Below are 21,281 nucleotides of genomic sequence, written 5' to 3' on the forward strand. Positions count from 1 at the left end.
CCCATCCGTTTTTCAGGATTCTATCTATCATATTATAATTGTAGGAGTTATAGTCTAACGCCCGTTTACAGGCGTTGTCCAACCGTTGTTTTCCTACTTTTTTAGCCAGATGAAGGATGCCTAAACAGGACTTGTAAGATTGCTCCGGATGTTGTTTTTATCTAAAATTTCAACAATCATGGTGTGGCAATGCACACCTATTTGACTGGCCCAGTCGATAAATTTTTCACTACTCCATTCACTAACAAACCTATGATGTGAAGGCATGTGTTCCTTTATGGTGGTATAGCCATATTTCTGGCGCTCTCTGGCATGGAAGGTTAAGAGTTCATTCTGGTGGTAAATCTCTATAACACTTTCCGAGTATATAACCTTAACACGCTTGCCTATATGTTCGTAGGGCACGCTGTAATAATGCTTGTCTTTACTGAAGTATATATGACTGTTTTTATGAACGGTAGCTCTGGACTGTCTCTTGATTTCATAGCGTTTTTCAGGTAATGGTTTTAAAGCCTGTTTCTCTATTTCTTCGAATAGAGAATATCTGGAGTACTCGCGCCCTCTAAAAGACATGGCATTGTGCTTTTTAAGCTGTTCTAATATAGCTTTATTGAGCTCTGCTATACTGTGGAAGGTTTGATTGCGAAGTGGAGCAAATACACGTGTGTATATGATGCGAACCGCATTTTCTACAATGGCCTTATCACGAGGTCTGTATGCTCTTGTGGGGAGCACTGCGGTTTCATAATACTCTGCAAAATCAGCAAAATCGGCGTTAACTCTGGGCTCGTAGCGACTACTTTTACTAACGGCTGCCCGAAGATTGTCGGGAACCAAGGCCTGAGGCACTCCTCCATAGAACCAAAGAGCATTTTCAACACAAGCCATAAAGTCTTCTTTCTTCTGGCTCTCACAGGCTTCTACGTAAGTATACTGACTACTGCCCAAAACACAAACAAAAACTTCTAAGTCCTGGATCTCACCGGTATGCTTGTCTACAATGGAGAGTTTCTTTCCTGTAAAATCTATAAATAATTTATCACCGGCTTTATGGGTAAAATGCATCACTGGAGACACTTCCTTAGTCCACTCGCGATACCAATACCTAAACTGGGATAGTTTATAGCCATTAGGATGTTTCGTGTAATACTCCTGCCATAAAAGTTCTTTCGTGACACCGGTTTTACGAAGTTCCTTATCAAAATAAGGGAAGTACTTTTCTAATATAACAAGTTGTTCTGGTTTGGGTTTTTGGTCGGATTTAAAAAGCCTGTCCAACTCTTCTAAGGTCATAGCTGAGACTTCATAGCCTGTAAGCTGATAACGATTGAAGAAATCGATGTACTTAACAATGGTATTGCGTGAGATACCTAACTGAAGGCTTATTTTTCGTTTGCTAACACCTTCTGAATAAAGCTTAAATATCTGTTTTACTTTTCGCATATCTATTTGTTTATTGGCCATGATCTTTTTGATTATAAGATCGGTAATGCCGTACAAATAGAATCGATTTTTTAGTGGCTCACTTTCGTCCGCTGCAGGTGGCTCAGTTTCATCCGCCGCGCTATGCTCACTTTAATCCGCTGTGGGTGGCTCAATATAGCCGTTTTTTGCAGATATCTCCGTTATTTTATATTTCATTCTATTTAATCTGTCCGTTATGTGGGACTACACAAAATTTATCACTCTTCAAATATAGAAATATATACTATTGCCGAAAACGGAAACCTTGGAAAGCTTATTAGACAAAAGTATTTAACTATATGTAGAGCAAACCAACTAGTCAAATTTTATTATCACAAATTCACGAAATTTTATTTTTATGATAAGACATCAATATCTGTGAAGTCAATGACAGTAAGTGTTTCGAGACGGGTTTGAGCATATACTTTAGCTCAACAAAAAAAGCCTTGATTATCAAAAGATTAATCAAGGCTTTACAAGGATTTAAAGTGGTCCCACCTGAACCACTTGAATTTTTATTTTATTTTACTCTATTTTATTGAATTTTAGTTCGTTAACCCCTATAAACACCGTGTTTTACAGTTAAGCGAAAATAGGTGAAATTAAACGAAATTAAAAAAATTCGTCCCCTGATTCGTCCCCCAGAAACATAATTTATCTTACATTTGAAGCATGGGAAAAGCAAAATTTATACTCAAAGAACCTACTTCCAAAACGGATACACTAATCTACTTAATTTTTAGATATCAATATCAAAGATTCAAGTATTCAACTGGCGAAAAAATAAATCCAAAATTCTGGAATACCACCTCACAAAGAGTAAAGACTACAAAACAATTTACTGAACATCCCGAATTTAATGCTAGATTAGATAAAATTCAAAATGGCATAAATAACGCTTTTAGAAAATTATTAAATGATGGCATTCAACCAAACAACACTAACTTAAAAGAAGCTTTAGAAATTGAACTATCAGATAATATCGTAAAGCCTAAAAAATTATCTCTTTTTAAATTCATTGAAGATTACATAGAAGAAAGCAAACTCAATAAATCTAATGGAACTATTAAGGTTTATAACACCACATTTACGTACTTAAAAGATTATGCTAAAAAGTATAAACCAATAGACTTTGAATCTATTACATTGGAGTTCTATAACAATTATTTAGGTTTTCTAAAAAAACATAATCTATCTAATAATACAGTAGGTAAACACATAAAAACTATCAAATCTTTTATGAATGAAGCTACCGAAAGAGGTCATAATACAAATCTAGAATTTAGAAACAAACGTTTCAAAACAATTAGAGAAGAATCAGACAGCGTTTATTTAAGTGTTGACGAATTAAAGAAGGTTGAAAAGCTAGATTTAAAAGCTAGTCCGAGATTAGAAAAAGTTAGAGATTTATTTTTAATAGGTTGTTATACTGGTTTAAGATTTTCAGACTTCACCCAAATAAACCCCGAAAACATAGTTTCCAACAATACTGTTATTGAAATAAGAACTAAAAAAACAGGGCAAAGAGTGTCTATTCCATTGCATAAAACTGTAAGGACTATTCTTAAAAAATATAAAAATAAACTGCCTAAAGCCTATACTAACCAAACCATGAATGACTATCTAAAGGATGTCATAAGTTTAGCAGGAATTAAAGAAAAGATTGAAACTACAATTACTAAAGGCGGTAAAGTTGTAAAAAAGCCTATTTCAAAACATAAATTAGTATCTACCCATACCGCTAGACGAAGCTTTGCTACTAATCTATATTTAGCAGAAGTCCCAACAATTTCAATTATGAAAATAACAGGACATCAGACAGAACGTTCATTTTTACAGTATATTCGCGTTTCTCAAAAAGAAAATGCCGATAAATTATTAACGCACCCATTTTTCAACTAATGAACATAAAATCTTTTGAAGAGTTCAAAGCTGAATTTGAAACTGAACTCAATCAAATACCTCAAACCCACAAAAAGAACCTTATCGAAAATGAAATTAAAGAAGTTGAGAACTACATAAGGCATGAACAAACAAAAAACATTCACGGTAATTTTTTTAAAAACAATAGTCTTATTAACACGTCAAACGCCTTTTCTGTTTTCAAACTAAGTATCTCTCCATTAGCCAGAAAGGGATTCTCCGATGCATTTAATAATTATATTTTAAGAGGAATAATCAATGAGGAAACAGAGTGTTATAGTCAAGCCTTCCACTTTGGAAAATACTATCTATGGCTAAATGAGTTTAGAGATCAATTAAATAAAAAGCCTACTCCAAAAAAACCTCAACTATCACATAAGCAAAAAATTCTAGCCTTACACTACTATGGAGTTAATCTAAACAAATACGACAATGTAAAAACGGCTAAATTATTATCTCAAATTTTAGGTGTTGGAGAAGAAAACACAAGAAAATACCTGTCCTATGTAGCAGCAGGTAAAAATGATGTGAGAACAAAACAAAATTTAGAAAAAGTGGCTCAACTATTTGAAAACATAGATGATACAGAAGTTTCAAATAAAATAAAATCAGATTTAGATAAATAAAATTAAGGTTGTGGTTACCACATTACTTACCATACGGTAACCTCTATTTCATATTTGCACCATAATTAAAAACAATTAATCATGGGAAAAATTGAAATAAACAATTTCACTATCGCTGACTTAGAACAAGCGATTAAAAATGTTCTAAATGAAAACATCTTCAACAATGTTTTAGATAACATTAGACAAGAAGAATCTTTAAACATGTATTCTAGAGAAGCAACCGCAGATATGCTTTGTGTTTCTCTGCCTACTTTGAATGAATGGACTAAACAAGGAATAATCCGTGCGTTTAGAATTGGAGGTCGTGTTCTTTACAAACTAGAGGATATAAATAACTCATTAAAAGAGGTTAAAACTTCAATAAAGAGAGGAGGTAAATCATGTTAAAAAAGAAAAATGATTACTCCGTTATCGTGTTCTTAGAAAACGAGAAGAAACCTAAAAAATGGACTTATGTTCATAAGCTAAATGGGTTCTCTTTATTCCTCTCAAAAAAATACCCTAACTGGTTATATATGAATGTTTACAACCGTAGAGAGGGAACATTTATCCGACAATACAAAAAGGGAGAGTTCATTCCAGCTTTCACTGAATAGTTTCTCTTTTTTTTTAACCTTTAAAACAACGTAGTAACCTTTATAAAAACCTTTAATAAATAACCTTTTAATGGTATTTATTAATATACAACGATTCAGATTATGATTGTCAAGAATACATACGGTACAAGTGTTGCATTTTCAACAAGAAGATACGGTAAAGCACCAAAATATGAGTTTACAGGTTCAGCATTACAACGTAAAAAGCAAGAGCCAAAACAAAATACAAAAGCAAAAAAAAAGGAGAGTAAGGGCAAGGAGAAAAAGGAACGCTCCTTGTCCAGGCGTTCGAAACAAAAAATTCGTAAAAAGATTACCTGCTTTGCTAGATGTTATAAAAGATTAAGCTTTGTAACACTTACATTTTTAAACAAAGTTACAGACGAACAAGCCGTTAATTTATTACGAAAATTTGTAGACAATGCTAAAAAACGTAGTGAGGATTTCCAATATGTTTGGGTGGCTGAAAGGCAAACTAAGAATGACGAATTTAAGGGGAACGTTCATTTTCATATTATAACGAATAAATACTGGAAAATTGAAAAATGGTGGAATTATTGGATTAATCTTCAAATAAAGAATGGTGTTACCCCAAGAGAAAAAGACTTTAAACCTTCCTCTGCTTTCGATGTTAAACAATTAAACTCAAATAATATTAGAGCTATAGCTTCTTATGTGACAAAGTATGTGACAAAAAATAAAGCAAAGTTTAAATGTCAAGTTTGGAACTGTTCTAAAAGAGTTTCTGAATTATATACAGACTTTTATAGCACAACAGAGTTTACAGACCAATTTAAACGGTTAAATGCTGTTCTAAAAGAGTTAAATAATACTGACAGAGAAAGTCCTGTAATCAACGTTAAAATGATTGATTTGAACAGGAAAACGTTGCCTCTTTACAAAAGGCTGGATGATAAAAACAACCGAGTCCTAAAACCTAATTAAGAATGTGTTTATTGGACTCCCAAAATTCATTCAAAGAAATTTTCAAATTCTCTACTTCCAAAATAGTTTCAGGCTTCCAATTCTCTTTGGGAGTCTTAACAATTGTACTAATCAACCTCTTTAATTGCGAAGACTTAACATTGATGAAATAAGATTCAGGTAACTCTGTACCATTTTTCCATTTTTCCCAATTCTGTTTTCTTCCAAAATTATTCATGATTGTAAAATCATTTAATTTGAATGCCTCAATAATTTCATCCTCATTGAACTTAAGTTTCTTGTCAAACTTATTTCTTGCGATTTTATTTATCTGAAATTCGACACCCCCAATTACAGTTTGAAAACTCCTTCTTTTAACACCCTTATCCAAAAATTCATCTATAAACCTAGATAAAAATATTACTTTATTATTCATAAATGTTATGTTTAGCTTTACATAATATAGGTTGGGAATACTTTTTAATGAGTATTTGGAAAGAATAATCTTGCCTTATAATAAATGAATTGATGAAAAAAATTATAATAATTCGAAATTGTTTCTGAATACAAAACTTAAGCTGCTCTTCTTTTGATTTTTAAGAAAAACTCCTCCAATTCAGGGCGAATACCATCAATACTTAACTTTCTTATTGGTAAGTCAGTGAAAAATGTTGATGACAATAACTCTGACGGCGCTATTCTTTTGATTTCATTTTGAGCAAATAAATCCGCAATTGAAAGGCCATACGCCTTAGCATAAATGGGTAAATATTTATTCATAAAGTCCTTAACCCATTGGTCAGCATCATAAATAGATGAAATATTCCAATCATCTAACTTAAGATACTCATCGTTATTATGTATAAACATTCTTATTACTTTAACACAAAAACCAACACATGTAGTTATATCATAATTGGCATTAACCAAAAAAGATTTATAATCGGAAGAATCATAATAAGAATCATCAAATAAAAACCCGTATTTTGGATGCACTCCAATCTTTTGGAGTTTTTCACAATGTCCCAAAAAAACAACAACCTCTTCATTAGAGATAATATCCAATTTTTTAATATAAAGAGAATTAAGGTCATCAGTTTGGTCATTTAAATTTTCCAACTCAACTGATTTTCCGCCAAAATGAAAATAGAAAATAGCTCCATCATAAGATATAATCAACCCCGAATGCCTACAAACTCCTGAATCATCAACCTCACAGGATATGGCTACAAAGTCTTCTGAAAAATCATATTCCTTTACTGAAATTAGCTCTGATTTATAATTAATTGCTTTCAAAGATTTATTCATTCTAGTATACTTTTCCTATTTTAAGTGTTAATTTATTTTCAACTTCAGCAAGTATCTCTGACAAATCTTCATGGTCTTTGAAACCTTTGGAGATAACAAGTATAGTCCTTAAATAAACTGGTGATGCGTAATTACTTAAAAAAACTCTGATAAATTTTTTAGCGCCCGAATAATTCTGACCATCATAAAAGCCCTCTAGTTTTTCACTAATTAAATGAAAAGGTTCAGTCCCTTTCTTATCTTTTAATTCATTAAAAAACTTTTTAAAATCATAATAATAGTCCTCAGACTTTCCGGCATATATATCACAAAAACTATATTGAATACGACCATTCTTATCTTTCGTCCATGCAGAAATTTTAATCTCATTATATAAGAAAGGGTTAACTTTCCTAGCTTCTTCATGATTGCATTGAATAGTTATTTTTTCATCATTAACTACTAAATGAAAATTTGGTTTAACCCCTCCGTTCTGTTCAAGCCAACCATCTATAAATTTTACACTAAAATCATTTCTATATACTCTCCTAACCCTTCTGTTTCTAAATCGCTTAGTAAATAATGGCTTTAAACTCTCTTTTACTGATGATTCTCTATTATAAACAATATCAAAATCAAATTTATCATCAATAACATCTCTAATAACATTAAGTTCATTCACATATAAATTATCCCTCTCAGGACTATTTTCATGTGCATCCTTGATTTTGTTATAAACAACCTCCATTTGGTTATCAGGACTTAACATTAATGGAACTGCACTTCCTTGTTTAACCCCAATCTTTAGATTTAAATCCGCTTCGTGTTCAACAATTTTAATGAAAGCATCTAGTATCTGTCTTAAGGATTTTGTTTCATCTAAAGACATATTTAACAAGTTTATGTCCTTACCATCAGAATCTTTACTAAGAATTATTTGAATACTTTCCATCTTGGTTTTGTAGAGTAACCAAAAGTATATTTTTTTTCTTACAATAAATAAAATAATAAAAAATAATTCGAAAATTAATTTTGTTTACTGTAAAATCTAACTAATACCAAATCCTAAAATCCGTCCCCCAAGTCGTCCCCTTTAACTAAAAAAGCCTCATAAATTCAACATTTACAAGGCTTTACGGGTTTAAAAAGTGGTCCCACCTGGGCTCGAACCAGGGACTTTCTGATTATGAGTCAGATACTCTAACCAACTGAGTTATAGGACCGAAATTGGAGTGCAATATTACTACTTATTTTATTTCCTAGCAAGAAAAATTACCCCTTTATCTCTTGACACAATTCAATTAAAACGCCGTTGGTTGTTTTTGGATGCAAAAAAGCCACCAACTTATTATCGGCCCCTTGTTTTGGGGTTTCATTAAGAACAGTAAACCCTTCTTTTTTAAGTCGCTCAATTTCAGCATATATATCACTTACATCAAAAGCTATATGATGTATACCTTCCCCTTTCTTTGCAATAAACTTAGCTATTGGGCTATCCATTTTTGTAGCTTCCAAAAGCTCAATTTTATTTTCTCCTATTTTAAAAAAAGACGTATTTACGCCTTCGGTTTCTACGGTTTCAACCTTATAATGTGGCACCCCAAACAGTTTTTCAAACAACGTATTAGCATTTTTTAGGCTTTTTACAGCAATTCCTATATGTTCAATTTTATTCATCAAAGCAATTTATTTTAGTTAACACAGCAAAATAGTTCAAAAACGCTTCATAATTTTCTTAATGACCGTTAAATTAAACCAACAAAAGAGACAATATCTTTAAATATCGTTATTTTTGCCTTATGGAAGAAAGTCAAAGACAAAAAAAAATCGGATCGGTTTTACAGCAAGATTTAGTAGATGTCCTTCAAGGCGCAGCTACACAAGGGGGAATGCGAGGTATTATCATCTCTGTGAGTAAAGTAAAAGTCACTGTAGATTTATCTGTTGCGAAAGTCTACTTAAGCATTTTTCCTAACCATAACGCTAAAGAACTTCTTGAAGGCATAAAATCAAACACCCCATTAATACGGCATGAATTAGCGCAACGTACTAAAAATCAATTACGCCGTATGCCGCAACTGGAATTCTTTATTGATGATTCTTTAGAATATATTGATAGAATAGAAAACTCTCTAAAAGGAAAAGAAAATCCAATTAAAGACCCTTCTATTCTAGACAAAAGGAAAAAATCTTAATTACATCATTGAGCTTCTCTTTTTATATAGCGAAACGATATTTGCGCTCAAAGAGCTCTAATAATGCTATTAACTTTATCACCTATATTGCTCTTATTGGGGTCATTGTTGGAGCAGGATCACTGTTTATTGTACTGTCTGGTTTTGCGGGCTTAAAAGACTTTACTTTAGAATTTACCAATACCGTAGACCCCGACCTAAAAGCTGAAGTGGCTACTGGAAAATCATTTGTCATTTCAGATGATGACATCAACCAACTTTTAGCTTTAAAAGAAGTCGCTTCCTTTTCTAAAATTATTGAAGAACGCACAATCATTACTTCTAATGATAAAAATACTTTAGCAACCATAAAAGGTGTAGATACAAACTTTCAAAAAGTAGTTAGTATTGATTCGGTTTTAGACCACGGAAATTGGCTGGAGCAAAATTCCAATCAAATTGTGGTGGGCTGGGGTATTGCCAACATGCTTTCTTTAGGTGTTCTAGATTTTACAAGAGCCATAAACATCTATGTGCCAAAACCGGGAAAAGGAGCTATCACCTCACCAAAAAATGCTTATAATACCGTAAAAGCACTTAATGTTGGTGTGTTTTTTATAAACGAAACCTTAAACGACACCTACGTTTATGCCTCCATTGATTTAGTAAAGAACTTATTAAATTATGAACCCAATCAAATCTCTGCAATAGAATTTAAACTTTCTGAAGGCGCAGATGAAAACATAGCAAGAACAAAAATCAAAACTATTTTAGGCGATAGGGTTATATTAAAAAACAGAACCCAACTCAATGATGCCCTTTATAAAATGCTTAATACTGAGCATTTAGTGGTTTATTTGATATTTACCCTAGTTCTTATCATTGCTTTTTTTAATGTTATTGGCTCATTAATCATGATGATGCTAGACAAAAAACAAAGTTTAAACACCCTTTTCAACATAGGGGCTACAGTAAAAGATATTAGACGAATTTTCTTTTTTCAAGGCAGTCTTATGAGCGTTGTTGGAGGGATTATTGGCTTAATAATAGCCTACTTTATTGTATTACTACAGCAAGGTTTTGGTTTGGTTATGATTACGCCATCATTGCCATATCCTGTAAAAATTGAGATTGAAAACTTTTTTATCGTATTTGTTACTATTTCTGTTTTAGGTGTTTTGGCATCAAAGATGGCTTCTGTTAGAATTTCAACAAGTTTGGTTCAGGGCGTATAATGATTTGGGCAAGTTGCTATAAACATAGCAAACAGGCTTTCGGTAGTCGCTCTCGTTGAGGAGCTCCAACATATACCTCAATCCTTCTTGCGAAGTTCGATTGATAAATATCTGGTTTACAAAAAAACAATCAACCTTTATTTGTAAATATGTCAATAATCAAATGCAAAAGCGATAGAAGTGTTAGCTTTTGGCGAGCTTCTTTTTGAGCCAAAACTAGTAACGCATAGCGCAGCGACTTGTCATTTTCCCTAAATATTTACACGCTAAACTGATAGCCAGAAAATTTTTCAAGCACCTCATCAAAAGCAGCAAAAACATCTTCAGAATGATCTGAGGTTACCATTTTTGTTCGGTATTCTTTAAAATGTGGAATGCCTTTAAAATAATTGGTATAATGCCTTCGGGTTTCAAAAACACCCAACGTTTCTCCTTTCCAATCTATAGCCATTTGTAAATGACGCCGTGCCGCCTCAACGCGCTCCTCTAAACTTATAGGTGCCAAGTGTTCACCTGTTTGAAAAAAATGTTTTACCTGCTTGAAAAACCACGGATTTCCGATACTCGCTCTCCCTATCATACACCCATCTAACCCAAAGGCATCACGCATTAGCATGGCTTTTTCTGGGGTATCAACATCACCATTTCCAAATACCGGAATATGCATTCTTGGGTTATTTTTAACTTGAGCAATAGGCTTCCAGTCAGCCTCACCCTTATACATTTGAGCACGGGTACGCCCATGAATGGCAATGGCTTTGCAACCCACATCCTGAAGCCTTTCAGCCACTTCAACAATTTTAATAGAATTATGATCCCACCCCAATCTAGTCTTTACCGTGATTGGAATTGTGGTACGCTTTACCATTTCGGCGGTTAAGCTTTCCATTAAACAAACATCTTTTAAAATACCCGCTCCTGCTCCCTTGCTAACTACCTTTTTTACTGGGCAGCCAAAATTTATGTCAATAATATCTGGTTTTGATGCCGAAACAATATCAATGGTTTGCAACATACTATCTAGATTGGATCCAAAAATTTGAATCCCAACAGGACGTTCTTTTTCATAAATATCGAGCTTCATAACGCTTTTTGCGGCGTTACGAATCAATCCTTCACTAGATACAAACTCGGTATATACTACATCTGCACCTTGTTCTTTACAAAGAGCTCTAAAAGGCGGATCACTAACATCTTCCATAGGTGCTAAAAGCAACGGAAAATCAGGCAGTTCTATGTTATCTATCTTCACCAAGGGTTCAATTTTTGTGCAAAATTACTGTTTTTTAAAATAACAGGCATTTTTAAGACTAGTAAGCTGATTTTGATTCTATTTTTTAACAATCTTTTTGACTACAGTCGATTCATTTTTAAGTTTCATAGCAGCAAAATACAAACCAGATGGTAACTGAGACATATCGACTGTAGTACTTGTACCAGAAAACACGTTGAGCATTCTAGCATCATAAAGTGTTATTGATACAAGTTGCGAACTATTTATGTGAAGCATATTGTTTACAGGATTAGGAAATAGTTCAACCTCAGTAACCGCTTGTTCTTTAGTTTTTGAAAGCGCCATATCATTAGTTTCAAGTGCTATAAGTTTGGCATTTTCGGTAATTATACTGTAAAAAAATTCTGAGGTCACATAATAGCTGTTTTCATCAACATAGGTAATGGCCTCGGTCTGTTCAAAACCAAGGGAAGACAACAAAGTTTTTGTATTGGTACCTGAAAACACATCGCTACTTGTAAACCCTTCACTAACCCAAATAAACGGTTGTAAAGTTTCAGAGTAACCAATTAAATACAACTTCCCACTAAAGGGGTTATAGGTGCCTCCTGTAATTAAACCGCCACTAGCCAAAGTTGTAGGCAGAGCCGTAAGCTCATAATCGCCTGGTGTTTTTGGTATTACATAAGCCTTTGTTTCGTCGTTAATCCAATTTTTGCTAAACAGCATTAAATTATCGCTATCAAAAGAAACAAGGGCTTCGGCATCCCATTCGGTATTGTTTGCCGTTGTTCCTGTAAAATCCGTTTGATCTAAATAGCTAAATGCAATAATCTCAGCTTGTACTGAATTTGAAGCTGTAAAATCACTTTTACTAACCTTGTATATTTTTAAATCTGTTCTATTACCACTCACATTATTTCCTATGTCGCCAATATAAATATGGTCACTATCGTGGGTGATATCTTCCCAATCAACATTATCAGCATTGGTGATTTCTATGGTTCTTGTTACAGTTGCTGTGTTAACATCAAGCTCATAAAGGGCATTACTGTTTCCCGAATCATTATGCGTTACTAATTTGTCATTTAAATAAATAACACCCGATGATTCATTCAAACTCACCGGGAGATTAAACTGAATAGTTACATCTGGATTTTGGCTTTTGCCTGTGAGCATTCCAAATACAATGAAGCAACAAACTATTAATTTACTCATAAACAAAGGGTTATATCATCAAATGTATAAATAATTATGGATTATAACAGATATTACTTCAAACTTTAGTCAAAAAAATCAGCATACCATCCCTTAGTTCTGTAGTTCTCCTAAAAACACAAAAGCTTTTATTTTACAAGAAATACCACAAATACAGTAAATTTCATCTTTTATAGCATCAAATAATTAAACTATCTTTGCAAAATCTTTTTAGAAGATACCTTTATGAAGCACATTAGAAACTTTTGCATTATTGCACATATAGACCACGGTAAGAGCACACTTGCAGACCGTTTGTTAGATTACACAGGTTCTGTAACAGCTAGAGAAAAGCAAGACCAGTTGCTAGACAATATGGACTTAGAACGTGAGCGCGGTATCACCATAAAATCACATGCCATTCAAATGGATTATGAATATAATGGCGAAAAATATGTTTTAAACTTAATTGACACCCCAGGTCACGTCGATTTTTCGTATGAAGTTTCTAGATCTATAGCCGCTTGTGAAGGTGCACTTCTTATAGTTGATGCGGCACAAAGTATTCAGGCACAGACCATTTCTAATTTATATCTTGCCTTAGAGAATGATCTAGAAATTATCCCTGTATTGAATAAAGTGGATTTACCAAGTGCAAACCCAGAAGAGGTTACAGACGATATTGTAGACCTGCTGGGTTGTGACCCTGAAGATGTGATTCACGCTAGTGGAAAAACAGGTTTTGGGGTTGATAATATTTTAGCAGCTATTATTGAAAGAATACCGGCTCCAAAAGGTGATCCTGATGCGCCCTTACAAGCCTTAATTTTCGACTCTGTTTATAATACGTTTAGAGGTATTGAAACCTATTTTAGAGTGTTTAATGGCGAAATTAAAAAGGGGCAGCATATAAAATTTGTAGCCACCGGAAAAGATTATTATGCTGATGAAATTGGCACACTAAAACTCACTCAAGTTGCCAAACAAAATGTTAAGGCAGGCGATGTAGGATACCTCATCACAGGTATAAAAACAGCTAAGGAGGTAAAAGTTGGTGATACAATTACAGACTTTGCCAAACCAACTACAAACATTGTTGAAGGGTTTGAAGATGTAAAACCTATGGTATTTGCTGGTATTTACCCTGTTGACACTGAAGATTACGAAGAGCTAAGAGCGTCTATGGAAAAACTCCAACTTAATGATGCTTCGCTTGTGTTTCAACCCGAAAGTTCGGCGGCTTTAGGGTTTGGTTTCCGATGTGGCTTCTTAGGGATGCTACACATGGAAATTATTCAGGAACGTTTAGAGCGTGAGTTTGATATGACCGTAATCACTACGGTTCCTAACGTATCATACCATGCCTATACCAATAGAGAGCCTAATGAAACAATAATAGTTAACAACCCATCAGATTTACCTGAACCCTCAACCTTAAATCGTGTTGAAGAACCTTATATCAAAGCAACTATAATTACAAAATCCGACTTTATTGGTAATGTAATGTCGCTTTGTATTGAAAAACGTGGTATTATAACCAATCAAACCTACTTGACGCCTGAGCGTGTTGAGCTAACCTTTGAAATGCCACTAGCTGAAATTGTTTTTGACTTTTATGACCGACTAAAAACCGTTTCAAAAGGCTATGCCTCTTTTGATTACCACCCTATAGGCATGAAGCCTTCAAAACTGGTGCGTTTAGACATTCTGCTGAATGCACAATCTGTTGATGCGCTTTCTGCACTTATTCACACCGATAATGCTCAAAATATAGGACGAAAAATGTGCGAAAAGTTAAAAGAACTTATCCCTCGCCAACAATTTGATATTCCTATTCAAGCCGCTATCGGTGCAAAAATCATTTCTCGTGAAACCATAAAAGCCTTACGTAAAGACGTAACTGCTAAATGTTACGGTGGTGATATTTCGCGTAAAAGAAAACTTTTAGAAAAACAGAAAAAAGGAAAAAAACGCATGCGTCAAGTAGGAAATGTTGAAATCCCGCAACAAGCGTTTATGGCTGTTTTAAAACTCAACGATTAGTTCTTTTTACGCCTTTGTAGGGCTTTATAAAAACCCAAACAGTACCTACCTGTTGCCATGGTACTTTTTTCTGAATGATTAAAACTTAAACAGGCTTTTATCATGATTTTATTGTAAATAATTTCATGTATTTGCTGATATGCATTAATTTCTTCAAAAAGAAAAATCTACTATAAATTGTTGATAATTATTTTGTATGTTTATAACATAGTATTATTAACAATAAGTTCATATGCTATAAATCCCTGTTAACACTATGTTTAACTAAATTTACACTGTCTTAATTATTTGATTTGGCCGAAAAAATGTTATTAACAATTTAACAATTTCAAGAAGCTTGCTTACTTGATTTTCAATAAAGTACCTAACAAATAATCGTTTTGACAATTATTAAAATTAACCATAAAAAAAGAAGGCAACGTCAGTTCTATTTCTTTTTTTTGATATGAATTTTACTTAACACAACCATATGAAAGCACTTTTTTATACCAGAGAATTTCCACCCTATGTTTATGGTGGCGCCGGAGTTCATGTTGAATATTTAGCTGACGAATTGTCTAAATTAATTGAGGTCGACGTAAGGTGTTTTGGAGATCAAAATGAAAGTGCAAATAATTTAACTGTTAAAGGATTTCCTTTTGACAATGCTATTTTTGATAATGCCGATGATAAACTTAAATCTGTATTTAAAACACTTAGTACCTGTTTACACATGAATGCAGACTCCGTTGATGCCGATGTAGTACACTGCCATACCTGGTATGCGCATTTTGCTGGTATTATTTCTAAACTTTGTTATGGCACACCTTTAGTTATTACCACTCATTCTCTAGAGCCTTTAAGACCTTGGAAACGCGAACAGCTAGGACGCGGATATGATGCCTCATCATGGGTTGAAAAAACAGCTATTGAAATGGCTGATGCGCTAATTGCGGTATCTGAAGAAACTAAAGAAGATGTGATTAAACATTTTGATGTTGACCCCAATAAAGTACATGTTATTTACAATGGTATTAATCTGCAACAATATATTACAACCTCTGAAACAGCTACCCTTGACACCTATGGTGTTGATAAAACAAAACCTTATGTGCTTTTTGTTGGAAGAATTACACGTCAAAAAGGTATTATTCATTTGGTAAATGCCATAAAATATATTGATCCAGATACGCAAATTGTACTTTGTGCTGGTGCTCCAGACACTCCTGAAATTGCCAAAGAAATGAAAGACAGCGTTGATCTTGTTAAAAAAACGCGAGACAATGTGATTTGGATTGACAAAATGGTAACCAAAGAAGAAATCATTCAACTATATTCTCACGCCGATGTATTTTGTTGTCCTTCTATTTATGAGCCTTTCGGCATCATTAACATTGAAGCCATGGCTTGTAATACTGCTGTAGTGGCCAGTGCGGTTGGCGGGATAAAAGAAGTAGTTGTAGATGGCGAAACCGGTATTTTAATTCCGTTAGAACAACAAACCGAAGCACCATTTGAACCCATAGATCCTGATAAGTTTTCTAGAGACTTAGCTGATGGTGTCAATAAAGTTATCAAAGATAAAGCCTTACGAGAAAAGATGGCCGTTAACGGCAGGAAGCGTGTTGAAGATTACTTTGATTGGGTAGCCATTGCAAAACAAGTAGAAGAACTATATGCGTCTTTAATAAAATAAATACACTAACTAAAACGATAAAACATGATAAACAACAAGGTGCTTTCAATAATCTTAGGAGGCGGTCAAGGCTCGAGGTTATACCCACTTACAAAAGATAGATCTAAACCCGCTGTTCCAATTGCAGGTAAATACAGGTTAGTTGATATTCCAATCTCCAATTGTATAAATGCTGATATAAAACGGATGTATGTACTCACACAGTTTAACTCAGCATCCTTAAACCGTCATATAAAAAACACCTATCATTTTAGTTTTTTTAGTAGTGCCTTTGTTGACGTACTTGCTGCAGAACAAACCCCACAAAACAAAACCTGGTTCCAGGGTACAGCAGACGCCGTAAGACAAAGTATGCATCATTTTTTAAGACATGATTTTGAATACTTCTTAATTCTTTCCGGAGATCAATTGTATCAAATGGATTATGAAGAAATGATTAATGCACACGAAGAAAGTGGTGCCGAAATTTCAATTGCTACTATTCCTGTAACCGCTAAAGAAGCTACTGAATTTGGTATTTTAAAGTCCGATGATTCAAATGTTGTTACTTCCTTTATTGAAAAACCAGATGCCAGTCTATTACCTGAGTGGACCTCTGAAGTAAGTAGTGAAATGAAAAACCAGGGAAGAAACTACTTAGCATCCATGGGTATTTATATTTTCAATAGAGACTTATTAACCAAACTTATGGAAAACCCAGACACCAATGATTTTGGTAAAGAGATTATTCCTGGTGCTATTGAAACCCACAAAACTTTAAGTTATCAATACGAAGGCTATTGGACAGACATAGGAAATATTGACTCATTCTTTGAAGCTAATATTGGACTCACTGATGATATTCCTAAGTTTGATTTATATGATAAAAGCAAGCGTATTTATACCAGAGCCAGAATGTTACCAACTACCAAATTGGCGGGCACTATGCTTGAAAAAGCTGTCATTGCTGAAGGATGCATCATTAGTGCTGCAAAAATTGAAAAATCGGTTATTGGCATTCGTTCAAGAATTGGTGATGAATCTACCATCATTAACACGTATATGATGGGTTGTGATTTCTATGAAACCCTAGCTGATATTGAATCTAACAAAATTGAAATTCTATTAGGTATTGGTCAGCGTTGCTTTATAAAAAATGCTATTATTGATAAAAATGTTCGCATTGGTGATGATGTAAGGATAAACGGTGGCAAACACCTAGAAGATGTTGAAACAGAAACATATATGGTAAAGGACGGTATTGTTGTTATTAAAAAAGGTGCCGTAATACCAAAAGGCTTTGTAATTTAAATCTAAAATTTCTTTTTTCACAAACACATTATGAAGCAAAACCAGAAAAGAGTTGTCATTGATTATGTGTCACCTAATGTTAATTGTGGTGAATTTTACATAAAGAGAGTCGTTAATGAAATTGTTAATGTAGAAGCATTTATTATGGCCGATGGTCATGACGTACTTGGTGCCTCCATTTTATATAAACATGAAAATGATAAAACTTGGTCTGAAACCAGAATGACCCTACGCTCTAATGATGAGTGGCATGGTGCGTTTTCAGTTACCAAACAAGGATTTTATTCCTATAAAGTTGAAGCTTGGGTAGATTATGCCCTTAATTGGCGCTATGGCCTGATAAGAAAAATAAACGACGGGCAACATGTGTCCTCTGAACTTTTGGAGGGTGCCGAATATATTGATGCCATCATTAATAATGTTAAAGAAGAAGACAAGCACTATCTTGAAAAGCTACGCTATATTTTTAAGAATGAAAATGATTACGGTGAAGCCATTACAGAAGCTTGTACAGACAGACTCTATCAAATATTTTTTAAGAATCCGTTAAAAATATTAGCTAACACCAGTATTGAGTACAAGGCTTATGTTGATAGAAAAAAAGCCAGATTTAGTACTTGGTATGAATTTTTCCCGCGCTCAACCTCACAACAAGAAGGTATTCACGGTACTTTTAAAGACTGTGAACGTATCATGCCTCGTGTAAAAAGTATGGGGTTTGATGTGGTTTACCTCCCGCCTATTCACCCCATAGGCGAAGTGAACCGTAAAGGAAAAAATAACACTACCGAAGCCAAAGATGGTGATGTAGGTTCCACTTGGGGCATTGGTTCAAAATATGGTGGACATAAAGATGTGCATCCTCAACTGGGGACTCTTAATGATTTTAAAAATCTGATTCAAGTAGCAAAAGATAATGATATAGAAATTGCTATGGATTATGCTTTACAGGCAGCTCCAGACCACCCATGGGTAAAAGAGCATCCGCAGTGGTTTAAGTGGCGACCAGACGGCACCGTACAATATGCAGAAAATCCACCAAAAAAGTATCAAGACATTCTGCCTATTTATTGGGAAAGCAAAGACTATAAAAACCTTTGGAAAGAGTGTCTTGACATTCTTATGTATTGGATTGATTGTGGTATAAAAATATTTAGGGTAGATAATCCGCATACCAAACCATTCTATTTCTGGAACTGGATTATTTCCCAAGTAAAAGCCAAGCACCCTGATGTTATCTTTTTAGCTGAAGCTTTTACTGCTCCTAAAGTGATGCAACAATTAGCAAAACAAGGCTATACCCAATCATATACTTACTTTACTTGGCGTAATAATAAGCATGAATTAATTGAATACATGCATGACTTAACAAAAAGTGACTTAAAAGAGTATATGCAGCCCAATTTCTGGCCTAATACACCAGATATTAACCCGTATCACTTACAAGGCGCCAATGAATCTAAACATATTCAGCGCTATGCTTTGGCAGGAACATTAAGCTCGTGCATTGGAATTTATGGTCCTGTTTTTGAATACATGATTACCAATCCGCTTTTAGGTAAAGAAGAATACCTAAATTCTGAAAAATTCCAGATTACACACTATGATTGGAGCAAACAAAATAAGCTAACCACAATCATTGCAAAAATAAATTACATCAGGCATTACAACCCAGCATTACAGCAAACCAATAATATCAAATTCTGCCACATTGAAAATGATAGTTTAATTGCCTTTTACAAATGGAACGATGACCGAAGTAATGAAATTTTTGTGGTTATAAGTTTAGATGAGCACCACTCGCAAGCAGGTTCTGTTCAAATGCCATTACAAGACATTGGTGTGCCTCATGGGTACAATCTTGAAATGCATGATTTAATAACCGATAGTAGATACAATTGGAATAGCGAATGGTGTTATGTTGAGCTACACCCTACTATGCCTATGCATATTTTTAAAATAAACAAATAAAAATATGTCGAACCAATCTTTAAAAACATCTAATCAACCTATTTTCAAAACAGAAAAGCCTTGGGAAACACTACTTGATAATGACAAGTTTGTTAAGGCTTTTTTGTCGGATGTTTTAGAAGATTATATTGTACAACAACGCTGGTATGGAGGGAAATCAAGCAACCTTAAGTATATAGAACTTGTTGAATATTTCAGAATACAGCAACATGGTGAAGTTTATTTTGGATTAATTTTAGAAGTCAATTTTGTTGAAGCCTTCTATCAACACTATTTTTTACCCATTGCATTTGTTACTGATGAGAACTTTGTTCAAGAGGACAAAATTTTACCCTTATATATTGAGGATCAAAAAGGCTATATAATTGACGCTGTACACCTTGAATCTTTCAGAAAATTGGTTTTTGAGCGTATTGCAACGGCTCTACCTAAAGACACCACAAAAGTACAATACCATAAAAGTCACCTATTTAAAGATGTGACCTATGAATCCTCAAGGTTCATGGGCCTTGAACAAAGCAACACCTCAATAGTTTACAATGAAAAATATGTTTTAAAGTTCTTCAGGCGCATTTTTTCAGACAAAAATCCTGACTACGAAATGAGCAGGTTCTTATCAGAAAAAAAAGAATTTAAAAACACCCCTGCTTATCTAGGCAGCATAAACTTAGTAGATGCCGCCAATACCAATATTACTCTAGGTTTGATGCAGGAAATGATTCCTAATGATGGCGATGCTTGGGATTATATGCTGAAAGAACTCCATAAGGTCTTTTCTAATTTAGAATACAAACGCATCAACATTGCTGAGTTACCAAACACAGACTTATACCAAAGACTTAGCATTAGCGATATTCCTCCCCAAATTATTGATTGGGCTGGTTTAAACTTGTTTTCAAAAATAAAAACCCTAGCCTTAAGAACGGCAGAAATGCATATTGCTTTAGGCTCAGAATTTGAAGAAACCGCTTTTACACCAGCACATTATAATGGCGATTATACCGTATGGTTAAAAAATAAAATGTTGCATCAATTTCAAAACCGGTTAAATATTGTAGAAAATAACATCTATAAACTTGATGGGCTTGCATTAACCTTAGCCAATGAATTTTTAGATAAAAAAAACCTTATAAGAAAACGTTTTGTTGATTTTGACTGGACGAAACTTAAAGGAGAACGCATCCGTGTTCATGGCGATTACCACTTGGGGCAAATATTGGTGAAAGATGATGATTTCTACATCCTTGATTTTGAAGGTGAACCAGAAAGTACCATTCGCGACAGAAAGGTAAAACAACCACCATTAAAAGATGTTGCAGGTCTGTTTAGATCTTTTCATTATGCCATTTATGCTAATGTTTTCAATAATTGTGAAAAACACTACAATGCTTCTTTTGAAGATCTTTTTCATGCCTCCGAAATTTTATACCGATATATCACTGGCTTATTTTTAGGCACTTATGTTGCTGAAATTCAAAACGCAAATTTAAATTTAGGATACAATCAAGAACGCATTTTCATATTAAAATACTGCTTACTTGAAAAAGCAGTTTATGAATTAGGATACGAACTAAACTCACGCCCAAAATGGGCTATAATTCCTTTAAAAGGAATCTCTAATATTATAAACCACTAATTT

General features: G+C 33.9%; 18 protein-coding genes and 1 tRNA gene. 11 read left to right on the forward strand and 8 right to left on the reverse strand.

Features of this window, described 5'->3' with window-relative positions; genetic code table 11:
* Positions 1-120 precede the first annotated feature (120 nt).
* Positions 121-1,443, reverse strand: a complete 1,323-nt coding sequence (gene istA, locus KFZ70_RS05010) for an IS21 family transposase (RefSeq protein ID WP_233243977.1) — start codon at positions 1,441-1,443, stop codon at positions 121-123.
* 693 nt (positions 1,444-2,136) lie between these two features.
* Between istA and KFZ70_RS05015 the strand changes: the two genes are divergently transcribed.
* The 4 genes from KFZ70_RS05015 to KFZ70_RS05030 all read left to right on the forward strand — a co-directional run bounded on the left by KFZ70_RS05015 (position 2,137) and on the right by KFZ70_RS05030 (position 5,557).
* Positions 2,137-3,366 carry a site-specific integrase gene (locus KFZ70_RS05015; RefSeq protein ID WP_139694587.1) on the forward strand — a complete coding sequence of 410 codons (1,230 nt, stop codon included), beginning with the start codon at positions 2,137-2,139 and terminating at the stop codon, positions 3,364-3,366.
* Positions 3,366-4,013 carry a hypothetical protein gene (locus tag KFZ70_RS05020; protein WP_139694586.1) on the forward strand — a complete coding sequence of 216 codons (648 nt, stop codon included), beginning with the start codon at positions 3,366-3,368 and terminating at the stop codon, positions 4,011-4,013. Before KFZ70_RS05015 ends, KFZ70_RS05020 begins: the two co-directional genes overlap by 1 nt.
* 81 nt (positions 4,014-4,094) lie before the next feature.
* Positions 4,095-4,403: a helix-turn-helix domain-containing protein gene (locus tag KFZ70_RS05025; protein ID WP_139694585.1), complete on the forward strand. Its 309-nt coding sequence runs from the start codon at positions 4,095-4,097 to the stop codon at positions 4,401-4,403.
* Between the two features lie 311 nt (positions 4,404-4,714).
* Complete coding sequence (locus KFZ70_RS05030; RefSeq protein WP_139694584.1) at positions 4,715-5,557, forward strand: hypothetical protein; 843 nt, start codon at positions 4,715-4,717, stop codon at positions 5,555-5,557.
* On the opposite strand, the gene KFZ70_RS05035 is transcribed toward KFZ70_RS05030, so the two are convergent.
* From KFZ70_RS05035 to mce, 5 genes are all read right to left on the reverse strand, one after another.
* Positions 5,550-5,972 (reverse strand): hypothetical protein, encoded by a 423-nt coding sequence (locus KFZ70_RS05035; protein WP_139694583.1) that lies wholly within the window; start codon positions 5,970-5,972, stop codon positions 5,550-5,552. The genes KFZ70_RS05030 and KFZ70_RS05035 overlap by 8 nt on opposite strands.
* 137 nt (positions 5,973-6,109) lie before the next feature.
* Positions 6,110-6,844: a hypothetical protein gene (locus tag KFZ70_RS05040; RefSeq protein ID WP_139694582.1), complete on the reverse strand. Its 735-nt coding sequence runs from the start codon at positions 6,842-6,844 to the stop codon at positions 6,110-6,112.
* Between the two features lies 1 nt (position 6,845).
* The gene (locus KFZ70_RS05045) at positions 6,846-7,775 is read right to left on the reverse strand and encodes a hypothetical protein (RefSeq protein ID WP_139694581.1); all 930 of its coding nucleotides are present in this window, start codon (positions 7,773-7,775) and stop codon (positions 6,846-6,848) included.
* 197 nt (positions 7,776-7,972) lie between these two features.
* Positions 7,973-8,046 (reverse strand) — tRNA-Ile (locus KFZ70_RS05050).
* A 49-nt stretch (positions 8,047-8,095) separates the two neighbouring features.
* A complete protein-coding gene (gene mce / locus KFZ70_RS05055) occupies positions 8,096-8,500 on the reverse strand; it encodes a methylmalonyl-CoA epimerase (RefSeq protein WP_139694580.1) in 405 nt (134 codons plus the stop codon).
* Between the two features lie 122 nt (positions 8,501-8,622).
* Here mce and rbfA point away from each other — a divergent pair, with 122 nt between their 5' ends.
* Both rbfA and KFZ70_RS05065 read left to right on the forward strand, forming a co-directional pair.
* Positions 8,623-9,018, forward strand: a complete 396-nt coding sequence (gene rbfA, locus KFZ70_RS05060; protein ID WP_139694579.1) for a 30S ribosome-binding factor RbfA — start codon at positions 8,623-8,625, stop codon at positions 9,016-9,018.
* 41 nt (positions 9,019-9,059) lie between these two features.
* Positions 9,060-10,232: an ABC transporter permease gene (locus tag KFZ70_RS05065; RefSeq protein ID WP_394344285.1), complete on the forward strand. Its 1,173-nt coding sequence runs from the start codon at positions 9,060-9,062 to the stop codon at positions 10,230-10,232.
* Between the two features lie 259 nt (positions 10,233-10,491).
* Here the strand turns inward: KFZ70_RS05065 and dusB are convergent, their stop codons facing one another.
* Together dusB and KFZ70_RS05075 are read right to left on the reverse strand one after the other, a co-directional pair.
* Positions 10,492-11,487, reverse strand: coding sequence for a tRNA dihydrouridine synthase DusB (gene dusB, locus KFZ70_RS05070; RefSeq protein ID WP_139694577.1), 996 nt, complete (start codon positions 11,485-11,487; stop codon positions 10,492-10,494).
* Positions 11,488-11,562: 75 nt separating this feature from the next.
* Positions 11,563-12,684: a T9SS type A sorting domain-containing protein gene (locus KFZ70_RS05075; RefSeq protein ID WP_139694576.1), complete on the reverse strand. Its 1,122-nt coding sequence runs from the start codon at positions 12,682-12,684 to the stop codon at positions 11,563-11,565.
* Positions 12,685-12,909: 225 nt separating this feature from the next.
* Here KFZ70_RS05075 and lepA point away from each other — a divergent pair, with 225 nt between their 5' ends.
* The 5 genes from lepA (at position 12,910) to KFZ70_RS05100 (ending at position 21,278) form a co-directional block, all read left to right on the forward strand.
* Positions 12,910-14,706: a translation elongation factor 4 gene (gene lepA, locus KFZ70_RS05080; RefSeq protein ID WP_139694575.1), complete on the forward strand. Its 1,797-nt coding sequence runs from the start codon at positions 12,910-12,912 to the stop codon at positions 14,704-14,706.
* A gap of 469 nt (positions 14,707-15,175) precedes the next feature.
* Complete coding sequence (gene glgA, locus KFZ70_RS05085) at positions 15,176-16,381, forward strand: glycogen synthase (RefSeq protein ID WP_139694574.1); 1,206 nt, start codon at positions 15,176-15,178, stop codon at positions 16,379-16,381.
* A gap of 24 nt (positions 16,382-16,405) precedes the next feature.
* On the forward strand, positions 16,406-17,671 hold the full coding sequence (locus KFZ70_RS05090; protein ID WP_139694573.1) for a glucose-1-phosphate adenylyltransferase: 1,266 nt from the start codon (positions 16,406-16,408) through the stop codon (positions 17,669-17,671).
* Positions 17,672-17,701: 30 nt separating this feature from the next.
* A complete protein-coding gene (locus KFZ70_RS05095; RefSeq protein ID WP_139694572.1) occupies positions 17,702-19,642 on the forward strand; it encodes an alpha-1,4-glucan--maltose-1-phosphate maltosyltransferase in 1,941 nt (646 codons plus the stop codon).
* 4 nt (positions 19,643-19,646) lie between these two features.
* Positions 19,647-21,278 (forward strand): trehalose synthase, encoded by a 1,632-nt coding sequence (locus KFZ70_RS05100; RefSeq protein ID WP_139694571.1) that lies wholly within the window; start codon positions 19,647-19,649, stop codon positions 21,276-21,278.
* Positions 21,279-21,281 lie beyond the last annotated feature (3 nt).

This window comes from Allotamlana fucoidanivorans (genome assembly GCF_045788535.1).
In the GTDB taxonomy this organism is placed as follows: Bacteria; Bacteroidota; Bacteroidia; order Flavobacteriales; family Flavobacteriaceae; genus Allotamlana; species Allotamlana fucoidanivorans.

Coding starts and splice junctions, on each gene's coding strand:
- istA (WP_233243977.1), bottom strand. CDS start 1,443: ATGCGAAAAGTAAAACAGATATTTAAGCTTTATTCAGAAGGTGTTAGC.
- KFZ70_RS05015 (WP_139694587.1), top strand. CDS start 2,137: ATGGGAAAAGCAAAATTTATACTCAAAGAACCTACTTCCAAAACGGAT.
- KFZ70_RS05020 (WP_139694586.1), top strand. CDS start 3,366: ATGAACATAAAATCTTTTGAAGAGTTCAAAGCTGAATTTGAAACTGAA.
- KFZ70_RS05025 (WP_139694585.1), top strand. CDS start 4,095: ATGGGAAAAATTGAAATAAACAATTTCACTATCGCTGACTTAGAACAA.
- KFZ70_RS05030 (WP_139694584.1), top strand. CDS start 4,715: ATGATTGTCAAGAATACATACGGTACAAGTGTTGCATTTTCAACAAGA.
- KFZ70_RS05035 (WP_139694583.1), bottom strand. CDS start 5,972: ATGAATAATAAAGTAATATTTTTATCTAGGTTTATAGATGAATTTTTG.
- KFZ70_RS05040 (WP_139694582.1), bottom strand. CDS start 6,844: ATGAATAAATCTTTGAAAGCAATTAATTATAAATCAGAGCTAATTTCA.
- KFZ70_RS05045 (WP_139694581.1), bottom strand. CDS start 7,775: ATGGAAAGTATTCAAATAATTCTTAGTAAAGATTCTGATGGTAAGGAC.
- mce (WP_139694580.1), bottom strand. CDS start 8,500: ATGAATAAAATTGAACATATAGGAATTGCTGTAAAAAGCCTAAAAAAT.
- rbfA (WP_139694579.1), top strand. CDS start 8,623: ATGGAAGAAAGTCAAAGACAAAAAAAAATCGGATCGGTTTTACAGCAA.
- KFZ70_RS05075 (WP_139694576.1), bottom strand. CDS start 12,684: ATGAGTAAATTAATAGTTTGTTGCTTCATTGTATTTGGAATGCTCACA.
- lepA (WP_139694575.1), top strand. CDS start 12,910: ATGAAGCACATTAGAAACTTTTGCATTATTGCACATATAGACCACGGT.
- glgA (WP_139694574.1), top strand. CDS start 15,176: ATGAAAGCACTTTTTTATACCAGAGAATTTCCACCCTATGTTTATGGT.
- KFZ70_RS05090 (WP_139694573.1), top strand. CDS start 16,406: ATGATAAACAACAAGGTGCTTTCAATAATCTTAGGAGGCGGTCAAGGC.
- KFZ70_RS05095 (WP_139694572.1), top strand. CDS start 17,702: ATGAAGCAAAACCAGAAAAGAGTTGTCATTGATTATGTGTCACCTAAT.
- KFZ70_RS05100 (WP_139694571.1), top strand. CDS start 19,647: ATGTCGAACCAATCTTTAAAAACATCTAATCAACCTATTTTCAAAACA.